The sequence below is a fragment of the Pseudomonas alliivorans genome (genome assembly GCF_017826695.1).
Classification (GTDB): domain Bacteria; phylum Pseudomonadota; class Gammaproteobacteria; order Pseudomonadales; family Pseudomonadaceae; genus Aquipseudomonas; species Aquipseudomonas alliivorans.
Window position 1 is genome coordinate 126,437 of record NZ_JAFFZW010000006.1, and the last position, 12,923, is coordinate 139,359.

14 protein-coding genes are annotated in these 12,923 nt (G+C 60.6%); 9 read left to right on the forward strand and 5 right to left on the reverse strand.

The window, feature by feature from the left end; translation table 11 throughout:
- Positions 1–35: 35 nt before the first annotated feature.
- The 6 genes from JTJ32_RS16955 (at position 36) to JTJ32_RS16980 (ending at position 5,362) form a co-directional block, all read left to right on the forward strand.
- Positions 36–563, forward strand: a complete 528-nt coding sequence (locus tag JTJ32_RS16955; RefSeq protein WP_099226747.1) for a TRAP transporter small permease — start codon at positions 36–38, stop codon at positions 561–563.
- On the forward strand, positions 564–1,844 hold the full coding sequence (locus tag JTJ32_RS16960) for a TRAP transporter large permease (protein WP_099226746.1): 1,281 nt from the start codon (positions 564–566) through the stop codon (positions 1,842–1,844).
- A 90-nt stretch (positions 1,845–1,934) separates the two neighbouring features.
- Entirely contained in the window at positions 1,935–2,915 is a 981-nt protein-coding gene (locus JTJ32_RS16965) for an EamA family transporter (protein ID WP_099226745.1), read from the forward strand.
- Positions 2,890–3,759 (forward strand): aldose 1-epimerase, encoded by an 870-nt coding sequence (locus JTJ32_RS16970; protein WP_210042730.1) that lies wholly within the window; start codon positions 2,890–2,892, stop codon positions 3,757–3,759. The genes JTJ32_RS16965 and JTJ32_RS16970 overlap by 26 nt, the downstream gene beginning before the upstream one ends.
- Positions 3,760–4,193: 434 nt before the next feature.
- Positions 4,194–4,706: a sigma-70 family RNA polymerase sigma factor gene (locus JTJ32_RS16975; RefSeq protein WP_025994245.1), complete on the forward strand. Its 513-nt coding sequence runs from the start codon at positions 4,194–4,196 to the stop codon at positions 4,704–4,706.
- On the forward strand, positions 4,706–5,362 hold the full coding sequence (locus JTJ32_RS16980) for a ChrR family anti-sigma-E factor (protein ID WP_099226743.1): 657 nt from the start codon (positions 4,706–4,708) through the stop codon (positions 5,360–5,362). The genes JTJ32_RS16975 and JTJ32_RS16980 overlap by 1 nt, the downstream gene beginning before the upstream one ends.
- A 22-nt stretch (positions 5,363–5,384) precedes the next feature.
- Here JTJ32_RS16980 and aroA read toward each other — a convergent pair whose 3' ends face one another.
- From aroA to JTJ32_RS16995, 3 genes are all read right to left on the reverse strand, one after another.
- Positions 5,385–6,641 carry a 3-phosphoshikimate 1-carboxyvinyltransferase gene (gene aroA / locus JTJ32_RS16985; protein ID WP_210042732.1) on the reverse strand — a complete coding sequence of 419 codons (1,257 nt, stop codon included), beginning with the start codon at positions 6,639–6,641 and terminating at the stop codon, positions 5,385–5,387.
- Between the two features lie 95 nt (positions 6,642–6,736).
- Positions 6,737–7,216: a PAS domain-containing protein gene (locus tag JTJ32_RS16990; protein ID WP_210042734.1), complete on the reverse strand. Its 480-nt coding sequence runs from the start codon at positions 7,214–7,216 to the stop codon at positions 6,737–6,739.
- Between the two features lie 4 nt (positions 7,217–7,220).
- Complete coding sequence (locus JTJ32_RS16995) at positions 7,221–8,228, reverse strand: response regulator (RefSeq protein WP_184321619.1); 1,008 nt, start codon at positions 8,226–8,228, stop codon at positions 7,221–7,223.
- A gap of 319 nt (positions 8,229–8,547) precedes the next feature.
- Here JTJ32_RS16995 and parS point away from each other — a divergent pair, with 319 nt between their 5' ends.
- Both parS and JTJ32_RS17005 read left to right on the forward strand, forming a co-directional pair.
- Positions 8,548–8,997, forward strand: a complete 450-nt coding sequence (gene parS, locus JTJ32_RS17000; RefSeq protein ID WP_099226739.1) for a type II RES/Xre toxin-antitoxin system antitoxin — start codon at positions 8,548–8,550, stop codon at positions 8,995–8,997.
- The gene (locus JTJ32_RS17005) at positions 8,994–9,467 is read left to right on the forward strand and encodes an RES family NAD+ phosphorylase (protein ID WP_184321620.1); all 474 of its coding nucleotides are present in this window, start codon (positions 8,994–8,996) and stop codon (positions 9,465–9,467) included. The genes parS and JTJ32_RS17005 overlap by 4 nt, the downstream gene beginning before the upstream one ends.
- A 245-nt stretch (positions 9,468–9,712) precedes the next feature.
- Here the strand turns inward: JTJ32_RS17005 and mltA are convergent, their stop codons facing one another.
- Entirely contained in the window at positions 9,713–10,876 is a 1,164-nt protein-coding gene (mltA, locus tag JTJ32_RS17010) for a murein transglycosylase A (protein ID WP_184321622.1), read from the reverse strand.
- 218 nt (positions 10,877–11,094) lie between these two features.
- On the opposite strand from mltA, the gene JTJ32_RS17015 reads away from it, so the two are divergent.
- Entirely contained in the window at positions 11,095–11,568 is a 474-nt protein-coding gene (locus tag JTJ32_RS17015) for a Dps family protein (RefSeq protein ID WP_004883263.1), read from the forward strand.
- Positions 11,569–11,643: 75 nt separating this feature from the next.
- Here JTJ32_RS17015 and JTJ32_RS17020 read toward each other — a convergent pair whose 3' ends face one another.
- Positions 11,644–12,858: a phospholipase D-like domain-containing protein gene (locus JTJ32_RS17020; RefSeq protein WP_236059353.1), complete on the reverse strand. Its 1,215-nt coding sequence runs from the start codon at positions 12,856–12,858 to the stop codon at positions 11,644–11,646.
- Positions 12,859–12,923: the final 65 nt, after the last annotated feature.

Consider the following 12,923-nt stretch of genomic DNA (forward strand, 5'->3'; position numbering starts at 1 on the left):
CGAGAGCTCGTTCGCCGCCGCTGTGGTGAGCCTCCATGAAAAATACGTTATTGCGCATCAACGACACGCTTTACAGGGTTTGTATCGGGATTGCGGGTCTGTCGGTCCTGATCATGACCCTGATCATTCCCTGGGGTATTTTCGCCCGTTACGTGCTGGGCAGCGGCTCCAGCTGGCCGGAACCGGTCGCCATTCTGCTGATGGTGGTGTTCACCTTCTTCGGGGCTGCGGCCAGTTATCGCGCAGGCGCGCACATGGCGGTGGCCATGGCGGTCGACCGCATGCCGGTGCAGTTGCGCAATGTGGCTGTAGTGGTCGTACAGATCCTGATGGCCATCGTCGCGCTGTTCATGATCTTCAAGGGATTCAAGCTGTGCGCCACCACCTGGAATCAGTTCCTGGGTGAATTGCCAGATCTGCGGGTCGGCATCTCGTATCTGCCGATTCCCATCGGCGGCATCGTAACCCTGATTTTCGTTCTGGAAAGGATGTTCCTGGGTGACCAGAGTCACCGCTCCGTCATGCGGTTCGACGTCATTGAAGAAAGCGAAGGTGCCGCATAAATGGACGCATTGATACTGTTGGGCAGCTTTATCGCACTGATCCTCATCGGCATGCCCGTGGCCTATGCGCTAGGTCTGTCGGCACTGATCGGTGCCTGGTGGATCGAGATCCCGGCCGACGCCCTGATGATTCAGATCGCAGGCGGCGTGAACAAATTCTCGCTGCTGGCGATTCCGTTCTTCGTGCTGGCCGGTGCGATCATGGCCGAAGGCGGCATGTCACGAAGGCTGGTGGCCTTTGCCGGGGTGCTGGTGGGCTTCGTGCGCGGAGGGCTGTCACTGGTCAACATCGTGGCCTCGACCTTCTTCGGCGCAATCTCCGGTTCGTCCGTCGCGGACACCGCCTCGGTGGGCTCGGTGCTGATCCCGGAAATGGAACGCAACGGCTACCCTCGGGATTTCTCGACTGCCGTCACGGTGAGCGGCTCGGTGCAGGCCCTGCTGACACCTCCCAGCCACAACTCGGTGCTCTACTCGCTGGCCGCAGGCGGCACGGTGTCCATCGCGTCGCTGTTCATGGCCGGGATCATGCCGGGCCTGTTGCTCAGTGCGGTGATGATGGGCCTGTGCATGATCTTCGCCCGCAAGCGCAACTACCCGAAAGGCGAAGTGATTCCGATGCGCCAGGCGCTGAAGATTGCTGGCGAAGCGCTGTGGGGCATGATGGCGCTGGTGATTATTCTGGGCGGCATCCTGTCCGGCGTGTTCACGGCGACCGAATCGGCCTCCATCGCCGTGGTCTGGTCGTTCTTCGTGACCATGTTCATCTACCGTGACTACAAGTGGCGCGACCTGCCCAAGCTGATGCACCGGGCGGCACGGACCATTTCCATCGTGATGATTCTGATCGGTTTCGCCGCCAGCTTCGGGTACATCCTGACGCTGATGGAAATTCCGATGAAGATCACCACGGCGTTTCTGACCCTGTCGGATAACCGTTACGTGATCCTGATGTGCATCAACGTGATGTTGCTGCTGTTGGGCACCATCATGGACATGGCACCGCTCATCCTGATCCTGACGCCGATCCTGCTGCCCGTGATCACCAGTGTCGGCGTAGACCCGGTGCACTTCGGCATGATCATGCTGGTCAACCTCGGTATCGGCCTGATCACACCGCCGGTGGGTGCAGTGCTGTTCGTGGGCGCGGCGGTGGGTAAAGTCACCATCGAAGCGACCGTAAAAGCCCTGCTGCCATTCTACCTGGCCCTGTTCATGGTTCTGATGCTGGTGACCTACATTCCGGCAATCTCGCTTTGGCTGCCAGGCGCTGTGCTCTGAACCTTCGTTACTGACTGTCAGCCCTCGCGAGCGCCTGTTCGCGAGGGTCGTGACAGCACCGCTTTTTCCAGCCAAGGAGGCTGGTCCCGCATGTCCGCCCCTGCCCTGTTCCCCCGCCACATCGCCGTCCTGATACTGGCGCTGCTGGCTTGTTCCTTTGCCGGCAATCACATTGCCGCACGCATTGCCTTCGACCATGACACCGGCCTGCTGCTGGCGATTCTGTGTCGCTCCGGTGTCACCCTGCTGGTGCTGGTCAGTCTGGTGCTGCTGCAACGCGAACGGCTCAACCTGCCCGCCAGCACCTGGCGCTGGCAACTGCTGCTGGGATTGCTGATCGCGACCCAGAGCTTCTGCATCTACTCGGCCGTGGCACGTATCCCGGTCGCACTGGCCTTGCTGGTGGTCAACGTCTCACCGATCCTGCTGGCGCTGCTGACCTGGGCGCTGGGCGGTTCAGCCCCGACGCGCCGCGCCGCTGCGTTGATGGGTCTGATCCTGTTCGGTCTGGTGCTGGCACTTGACGTGCCACACCGGCTGTCCAACCCCGGCAGCAGCGAACCCCAGTGGCTGGAAGGCATTGCCTACGCCTTTACCGCAGCGGTGGTGTTTGCCTTCGCGCTGTGGATCACCGACAACAAGCTGTCCAGCATGCGCGGGACAGTGCGCAGCATGCTGACCATGGTTGTGGTGTTCATCGCTGCCGCCGTGGCCGGTGCCAGCGGCCTGCTGCCCGGCGGCGTGGACCTGCCGACAAGCCGCATCGGCTGGACAGCGCTGGCGAGTCTGGTACTGCTGTATGGCGTTGGTTTTTCGCTGCTGTTCATCTGCATGGCGCGCCTGGACATCGCCCGCAATGCGCCGGTCATGAACATCGAACCGGTGGCGAGCCTGCTGTTTGGCTGGTTGATTCTTGATCAACTGCTCAGCAGCGGCCAGGTCATCGGTGGGTTGATCGTGGTCAGTGGTATCGTCCTGCTGACCTGGCGTCGCGCCACACCGCCTTCACCGCCGAAATCCGTCACTTCCGAAAAGGCTCCGTACCATGCCCGCGAACGTTCTGACCCTTGAAGACGGCCTGACCCGGCTGACCCTTGCCCCCGAAACGGGCGGCAGTCTCGTCAACTGGACGGTTCTGAGCAGCGGTCAGCCATTGCTGCGCCCCAGTTCAGATGAAGCCCTGGCCGCAGGCACGCCTCGCAAGCTGGCGCTCTACCCGCTGGCACCCTGGTCCAACCGTATCGGCAACGGCGGCTTCGACACACCCGATGGCTGGCTTGCTCTGTCGCCCAATAGCGCCAACGACGCGCTGCCCATTCACGGCAGCGCCTGGCAACAGCCCTGGGACGTGATCGAGCAGACGGACACACACGTTTGCCTGCAACTCGACAGTCAGATCCCGTTCGCCTATCAGGCCCGACTGCGCTACACGCTGCGCGACGGCCGGTTGAACATCGAACTGCGCACCACTCATCTGGACAGCCGCGCAGCCTGGCACGGACTGGGCCTGCACCCGTATCTGCCGCGCACGCCAGACACACGTCTGCTGGCCAAGGCTTCGCAGGTCTGGCTGTGCGACGAAGCAGGCCTGCCCACTGAATTGCGGGACCTGCCTGACGAATGGAATTTTCGCAACGGCAACAGCCTGCCCCATGCGAAGCTGGACAACGGTTTCACCGAATGGGATGGCCACAGCATCATCCGCCAGCCCGACCTGGGCTACGAACTGCACTGTGAGGCCAGCGGCAGCGAATACTTTCTGGTTTTCTGCCCGCCGGGGCTGGATTTCTTCTGCTTCGAACCGGTCAGCCACCCGGTCAACGCCCATCACATGCCGGGGCATCCGGGGCTGAAGCTGTTGCAGCAGGGAGAATCCATGACGCTGGGGTTCAGCCTGCTTTACCGGGCGCTTTAGTCCACCGATTCATTCGCCATGACCAGCACCGAACGGCCACTCATCCTGACAAGGCCGGCGGGGCTGGCACAGTCGCCATCAATCATGGAATCGCCCAGCATGAAGACACTGTCGGCGACGCCTTCATGAAAGAGCGTGAACAGCCTGTATAAGGCTTGCGCGTAAACGACAGGGTCACCTGGTACGCCCTTTATGGCACCTGACGCGACCTGTCCCGCCAGACCTGATAAACATCCGCCCAACGCACCTTCTTTCCCCTGTGATCCGTTCCCGCTGCGCCTGCGTAACACAAAGGCGTTCCGAACCAAAACCAGACAACAACGATCAGAAGGTGGATCATGAGCATAACTGCCAGTCTCAGGACCTTCTGTCACTTGTCCACCCCATCCAGCGATTCGCCGATAACCCGACTTTGGATCAACGAAGTCAATGCCGTGGCCCGCCAGCAGGACCGCGACAGCTTCATGCGCATTTACGATCACTTCGCGCCGCGTCTGTTGCGTTACCTGACCGGGTTGAACGTGCCGGAAGGTCAGGCCGAAGAACTGGTGCAGGAGGTGCTGCTCAGGCTTTGGCACAAGGCCGATACGTTCGACCCCAGCAAGGCGAGTCTGGGCACCTGGCTGTTCCGGATTGCGCGCAACCTGTACATCGACAGCGTGCGCAAGGACCGAGGCTGGGTGCAGGTACAGAATTCACTGGAACAACTTGAACGCCTGGAAGCACCACAGGACCGAACGCTCGATTACAGCCAGCGTCAGGAGCAACAACTGGCCTCGGCCATCCAGAACCTGCCGACCGATCAAGCCAAGGTGCTACGCATGTCCTATTTCGAGGCGCTCAGCCATCGCGAAATTTCCGAACGTCTCGGTATGCCGCTGGGCACCGTCAAGTCCTGCCTGCGACTGGCCTTCCAGAAACTGCGCTCCCGGATCGAGGAGTCCTGATGAATATGTTAAGACACCCGGATGATTCGACACTGATCAGCTACGCCGCTGGCGCGCTGGCACAAAGCATCGCGCTGGTCACGGCAGCGCACCTGGAGCGTTGTCCGGTATGCCGGGCAAGGTTGAGGGAGGCAGAACTGATCGGCGGCGTGCTGATGCAGCAGCACAGCAGCACCGTGGTGCCGTTGCGTGGACGCGCCGCAATGCTTGAACGTCTGAACGAACCTGCTTCGCAGCAGAGCCAGGCGATCAACCCATTGCTGGCCTCCAATGAAGACCCCGATTTGCTGCCCGCGTGCCTGCAGGCGCATTTCGGCCAGTACCTGAGTCAGTTGAAGTGGAAAACGCTCGCGCCCGGCGTGCAGCGTGTGCGGGCTGAAGGTATCGCGCAGGGCACTCTCATGCTGCTGAAAAGCGCGCCCGGCGTCAGCATGCCGATGCACAGTCACAGCGGCAGTGAAATGACCATGGTACTCAAAGGTTCCTTCCAGGACGAAATGGGCGATTTCAAGGCAGGCGACATTGCCGATCTGGACAGTGACGTCCATCACCAGCCTGTCGCCGATGGAGAATGCATCTGCCTGCTCGCTACCGATTCGCCACTGCGTTTTCACGGCCTGTTTGCGCGCATCATGCAGCCGTTCATCGGTATCTGACTGAACGGCTGCAACGCAGCTGTCAGCGCTGAATGCCGACGCCCAGCGAGGCCAGCGCGTCCCAGTAGCCTGGGTACGTCTTGCCAACGCAGTCCGGGTCCAGAATGCGGATACCGGCGATCTTCAGCCCCGCCAGCGCGAAACACATGGCGATGCGATGGTCGGCGTGGGTGTCGATCAAAGCATCGACCGTCGTACCCGCGAGTGCCGGCTTGGCGTTCACCACCAGATCATCCCCCTCCTCGACCGCCAGACCTGGCGCAATCGCACACAGGCCATGGGACAGCGCCGAAATGCGGTCGCACTCCTTCACACGCAGGTTGGCAATGCCGACAAAACGCACCGGCTGATTATTGAACGCGGCCAGCACGGCCAGGGTCGGGATGGCGTCCTGCATCTGAGAGCCGTCGATCACCGCCGGCATGTTCGGGAAACGGGCGATGATGTGGCTCGCCAGCGCGTCTGGCTGAGTGAATGCGTCAGTGGCGACACCCAGATCGATGTCGCCCTGGGTCAGCGCTTGCGCGGCCCACAGGTAGGTCGCCGCGGACGCGTCCGGCTCGATGTGGAAATCCGTGGCGCGATAGCCGGTGGCCGAGACTTTCCAGGCGGCGTCGCCAACGGCCTGAACTTCGGCGCCGAACGCCTGCATCGCCGCCAGGGTCAGGTCGACGTAACCACGTGCACCGATCTCGCTGCCGGTCAGGGCGACTTCCAGAGGCCCTTTGCCGCAGGCACCGGCCATCAGCAGTGCCGACACGTACTGGCTGGACAGATTGCCATCGATCTCGATGCGCCCGGCAGCCAGACCGCCCTTGCCTTTGATGGCGACCGGCGGGCAGCCGGTCGGTGCGCTGACTTCAACGCCCATACGCTGCAAGGCGTCGACCAGTGGGCCGATCGGGCGCTTGCGCATGTACTCGTCGCCATCGACCACGAAGTTGCCTTCGAAGTTGGCCAGTGCAGCGGTCAGAAAACGCGTCGCGGTCCCGGCATTACCCAGAAACAGCGCCTGCTGCGGCGCCTGCCAATGGCCGGAACTGGTGACCACGAAGGTGCTGTCATCCGGCTCGTCGACCTGCACGCCCATCAGGCGCAGGGCCTCGGACATCACGCGGGTGTCGTCACTTTTCAGCGCGCCGGTCAGGCGGCTGGTGCCTTTCGCCAGACCGGCCAGCAACAGGGCGCGGTTGGTGATGGACTTGGAACCGGGCGGGCTGACGCGCCCGACCAGCGGGCGCTCGACAGGCAAAACAGTGAGAGTGGCTTGAGATCGCATGATGTCCCTGAGCGTCAGCGGAAAAATGGCGATCCTAGCACGAGCAAGGTGCAGCGTTCATGGGGCAACGCAGGCCTTTTGGCAAGAACGCAGCCTCAACCCTGACCACCCGACAGCTTCTGCAACTCGGTATTGGCGGCCTGCAGTTGATGACGGTTGGTCGCCACGTCGGTGACGTCGTAGATCACCAGACACACATGGCTGATTTCTCCTGTGGTCGAGCGCAGCGGGAACAGCGTGGTGTTCTGGTACATGAATTCTTCCTGCCCGGTGATCGGCTGGTAGTTCTTGAACCGTACCAGATAAGGCCGCTGCTCCCAGATCGTGAACGCTGGCGTGCCCAGAGTCACGACGTTGTCGATCTTCTTGCTGAACCACGCCTGGTTCACGTCGGGAAACAGTTCGAAGAAGGTCTTGCCGATGGCCACGTAAGGCACCACGCCAGAGCGGTTCTCCATGAAAGTGTTCCAGACCGACACCTGATAGTTCAGGTCGAGCACCACGATGCCGACGTCGATGTTTTGCGTGACGGCCAGCAACCAATGCAGCTCGTTGATTTCGATAGCGTTGCTCATGGGGTCAGCTCATCAGGTAGGCAAGTTTTTTGGTCAGCAGGTCGACCGAGTCTTCAGTGAACAGCATCAGCAGATCGAAATGAATGTTGTGACCTTCCACGCTGTAACTGATCTCCACCGCCAGGGTCTTCTTCCAGCGCTGGCTGTTGATGCGGATCAGTTCATCAATACCGCCCTGAGCACCCAGCAATTGCGGATGGCCCTGGGAAAAGGCGATATCGATCTGCTCGGCAATACCGCTCAGGCAGGCACCAATCAGAATCGTGGACAGATCCAGCAGCATTTCCATGTCGGACGAGTCGGGCGAATTGCCGCCCATCAGCTTTGACACGCCGGAGATTTCCGAGTCGTGAAAGATCAAAAGCGCTTCACCGGCAATGCCGCCACCGATGTAGCCCTGACAGACTGCGGTAAGACGCTGGTCACTGTGCGCATCGGCGAGCGCCATATGCAACTCGCCCACCTCAAGCATATTCACGTTCGGCACCGGCAACTGCACAAATACACCCAGCACCTTGGCCAGCAATGCGGCAGCCCGGCCCATGGCGACGTTGACCGTTTCGCGGAACGCATCCTGAAAGCTGATGATGCCCTGCCCCGCCGTATGCTGCGTGGCAACAGCGACAGGCTGTGCAGAAGGCTTGCCCAGCAGACCGAGGCGTTCGAGCGTGCTTTTGAGTTCATCGGGATCGGCCGGCTTTTTCAGAAAAGCCAGCGCGCCCAGTTCCATGACACGGCGTACGGCCTCGTCCTGCACGTCCCCGGAAACCACGATGACCTTGGCGTCCAGATGCTCTTCACGAATCGCTGCCAGAGTCTGGTAACCGTCCATGACCGGCATGGTCAGGTCCAGCAGCACGACCTTGCCCAAGCCTTGGCGGATCGCTTCCAGGCCTTCCTGCCCTTGGGTCGCCATTGTCACCGACACATCCCAGTCGGCAGGCAAAGCCCGCATCAACTGCTTTCGCGCCATGTTGGAGTCGTCGCATATCAATAGCGCAAGAGTGGACATCGCGTAGTTCTCACTGCAAAAAATCAGGCTGCCAGAGGCAGATAGCATCGGTACGACAACAGGGCTAAAACGATTACAGATCAACTGACTGCAAGACGTGCGTGATGATAGATATCATATAGACATCACTCTCGCCACATCTCGAAGTGACACGCTGTCATAGTAGAAGAGTTTCATAAGCCGTCACGTATTGAAACTGATCGTTGTCAGCATTGGCCCACCGCCTGTATTTTTTTCCGGGTGCCTGTCAAACCGGACGGAATGGACCTATGATCAAATGATAGATTTACAAACAATCATTCGATAGTAGAGGTGAATCATGTCTCTCGCCATCCGCGACTATCATCCGGCAATGGTCCAGAAGCAGGATTTCTGGCAACAGCTGGGCATCCCGCCCCGTGGCGACAGCCTGTACACGGCGCTGCGCAAGGGATTGCCCTATGAAATTTTCGAGCGTCTGGCGCAGTACACCGACCTCAACCGCTCGACCCTGGCCGAGCATCTGGGTATCGCGCCCGCGACGCTGCAACGTCGGCTGAAGGTGCGTCAGTTCAATCCAGAAGAAAGTGACCGCCTGTTTCGCCTCGCGGCGGTGTACAAGGCAACGCTCGATCTGTTCGAAGACGATACTGAAGCCACTCGCCTCTGGCTGGCCAACCCGGTCAAGGGCCTCGGCAATCGACGTCCTCTGGAAATGCTCGCCACGTCTGCCGAAGCGCAGGCCGTTCTCGACCTGATCGGTCGTCTGGAACACGGGGTCGTGGCTTGATCGCTGTCTATCGCCTGGTCAAGCGCAAGTGGCTGGCCCAGGCATTCGACGGCGAAGGCGCAAAACTCTACGGGGGACGCTGGAACAGCAAAGGCAACGCCTGCGTGTATTGCGCGGGCAGCGAATCACTGGCGCTGCTGGAAGTGCTGGTTCATCTGGGCAACGCAGCGGTGGCGCAGCACTATGCGATGCTTGAGCTACAGATATCTGAAGAACACATCCTCAATGCGCGCCTCGACACCCTGCCGCCCGACTGGCGCGACGAACCGGCGCCACCCGCTACCGCGTCGTTCGGAGATGCCTGGCTGGCGTCCAATGACAGTCTGGCGCTGGCAGTGCCCAGCGTGATCATTGCGCGGGAATCCAACTACCTGCTCAACGTGCGGCATCCGGCGTTCAACACAGTGGTGGCGACAGCCCGGGCACTGGATTTTGTAATCGATGCCCGTCTGGGTGGAATCAAATCCTGAAGCACGCAGGCGCGGCCTCACAGCAGACATCGACTGCTGAAGATGCGCTGCGACCTGCTTCTGTCCGAAGGGCGTAAGAGCCTTCGGTGGTTACGACGGCCGCCTCTATCAAACAGCCTGTAACCCACTGAAGAGACAAGCCCTCATGACGTCCGGTGCTTGAAGACGCGGGGAGCCTCACGCGGTTCTGGTGATTGCGAAACGCGCAGGCATCTCCCTCGCCCAGTTTGTTTATCCGGCAAGCCTCACTCCGTAACCGGCAACGGCATGTTCTTCGGCCACAGCAGCCAGATATTGCCCTTCTGCTTCATGTCACCGGCCAGCTTGCCGGCCTCTTCACCCGTTCCCCAGAACAGGTCGGCGCGCACTTCACCCGCGATGGCACCGCCGGTGTCCTGCGCCGCCACCGGACGCACCACGCTGCTGCCGTCAGGCCGAGTGGTCGACAGCCACAGCAGACTGCCCAGCGGAATGACCTTGCGGTCGATCGCCACACTGTAGCCGGCCGTCAGCGGCACATTGAGCGAACCGCGTGGGCCTTCGTTGCTGTCAGGATTACGACCGAAGAACACATAACTGGGGTTGCTCGCCAACAGCTCGGGAACGCGCTGAGGATTGGCCTTGGCCCAACCGGAGATGGCGCCCATGGTGACCTCATCCTTTTTCAACTGGCCCTGCTCCACCAGCCAGCGGCCGATGGCCCGATACGGCCGTCCGTTCTGATCGGCGTAAGCCAGACGCACTTGCGAGCCATCGTCCAGACGTACGCGGCCCGAACCCTGGATCTGCAGGAATTGCAGGTCCATCGGATCAGTCAGCCAGGCCACGATCGGCGCGTTCAGGCCGTTGGCACCGATGGTGGCGGCATCGTCATAGGGCTTGAGCACCCGGCCGTCCAGACGACCGCGCAGGCGCTTGCCCTTCAGCTCGGGATAGATGCTGTCCAGATTGACCACGATCAAATCATCCGGAACGCCATACACCGGCACGTTCGCTGTTGCCGTCTGGGTCAGGCTGCCGGGATAGACCGGTTCGTAATACCCCGTGATCAAACCGTCGGCACTGCCGCTGTCGGCGCGCAGGCTGTAGACCTGTAGCTGGTCATGCAAAAACTTCTGGATCTGCTCGACACTCGGCACCGGCTCCAGGCTAGCGGCCGCCGCACAGGTCGGCCCCCAGACTGCGTCGGCTTTCAAACGGGTGCACGCGCTGCGCCATGAGGTGAAACCGGCCTGCAGATCGGCATCGGACACAGCGGGCAGCGCTTCCCAACTGGCCTGAGCGTACGTGGTGTGAGGCGTTTTCGGCGCAGTGGCAGGCTTGTCGGACTTGTCACACGCCACCAGCATCGCCGCCAGCGGCAGGACCAGCGCCAGGCGCCGGTGCCAGGGTTTGAAAGAGAACGTCATCAGCGCGAATCCTTTTACAGCCGCAGCAGGCTTGAGTTGAAAAAGCGCCATTGTGGCCCAGCCGGGCGCTCTGACCTAGCGCCCGATGGACAGATATACGAATCCTTCATCTCATAGGTTGTGTAGATGACTGCCATTGCCAACGGTGATTTCCGCTAACGATCCGCACTTTTTAGAATGAACCCACTTTTGAAGACATCCGACCCTTGAGGACTGATATGCGTATTGAAATCGGCATCAACGAGCAGGATCGCCAACAGATTGTCGACGGCCTGTCACACCTGCTTTCCGACACTTATGTGCTGTACCTGAAAACCCACAATTTCCACTGGAACGTCACCGGCCCGATGTTCCGTACCCTGCACTTGCTGTTTGAAGAGCAGTACACCGAACTGGCCACCGCAGTGGATTCCATTGCAGAACGTATCCGCGCGCTGGGCTTCCCGGCTCCAGGCACCTACTCGACCTACGCTCGCCTGTCTTCGATCAAGGAAGAACCGGGCGTGCCGGATGCAGCAGAGATGATCAGGCAGTTGGTAGAAGGTCAGGAAGCCGTGGTTCGTACCGCACGCGGTCTGTTCCCGCTGCTGGAAAAAGTCAGCGACGAACCCACCGCCGACCTGCTGACCCAGCGGATGCAGGTGCATGAAAAGGCTGCGTGGATGTTGCGAACGTTGCTGGAAGGGAATTGATGACTGAGCGTCCGGCATCCATTCATTGAGCGAATGCCAGACGCTTTTTGCCATACCGCCCTCGTTGCATGTACTTCACGGCTGGCCGGGATGCGGCTCAGGGTAGTCGCGACCTATCTCCAGAGGACTGGCGTAAGGGCTGTCCCATAGCTGGCGGTGCAACGCGCCTATCCTGCCGGCCATGCTGCTGTCGTGCATGACCACTTCCAGATTTCGCGAGTTATCAAGGTAGCCGCCGAGCCAGTTACTGGTGCCCACCCAGGCGACCTGATCATCGATGTCCATGGTCTTGCTGTGGATCACCCGTGCGTAAGGGATGAAGCCTTGCGCGGCGACCGGCAGCGTCACGACTCGCACCTGCACGTTCGGCACCAATGCCAGGCTCTTCAGGTACGCGACCTCCGGCATGCCGGTGTTCCAGTCCGAAACCATCAGCTTGATCGAGACGCCTCGAGCCGCAGCGCTGCGGATAGCGTTGTCGATCACCGCGTAATAAGGCCGGGCTTTGTCCGGCCCGTATGACAACGGCGCGTAGTCCAGCAGTTGCACACGCACCTCTCGCCTTGCTGCTGCCAGCAGACGCGGAAGCTCGACCTGCGAATCGATAACCCCCGCAGGGTTGTAGCGTTGCGGGCTGGCGACCAGATAGTTGCCGACCGCCGAGGCAGCGGGTGCGGGTTCTGGTATCGGTGCAGGCTTACCTTCGGCGAGGGCCGCCTGGGCACGCCAGTCCTGATCGAATATGGCCTGCACCTGCCGCACTACACTCGGCTCATCTATTCGCAGACCGGTCTCATGGATGTGTTCGAGCGAGCGCCAGTCGAAGTTTTGACTGCCTATAAACGCCTGTTGGCCGTCCACGACAAAAAACTTGGCGTGGATGATGCCGCTACCGGTCAGTCTGGCGTAAGGCAGAACCTGCAATGTGAGATTTGGAATGGTGCGCAACCGCTCAAGCGTTTGCGGATCTGAAAGCTTCAGACCTTTCTCCTCGAGAAGAAAGCGTATCTGCACCCCACGCTGCCCGGCGGCCCGAAGACTTTCAATGACCTTGTCCATGACTGAGCCCGCTTGATCGGCAACATAGAACTGTTCGATATCGATGCGCTCCCGGGCGCCATCGAACAGCTCGCGCCAGACTTCACCGGGCGCTCGCAGATCGGGGGTCTGCAGATCGGTGCCGACCGGAACGGTATGGACCAGCTCGAAGCCTTGGATGGCAAAATCGGCATGAGCAACCGAGCTCAGTAACCAGAACGCAACAGTCAGACCGAACCGGCGCAGAGGCATACAGCTAAACGAAAGATGGGAAGCCATGGGAATCTCGTCGCAGAGACCGGTTGCACCGACGCACG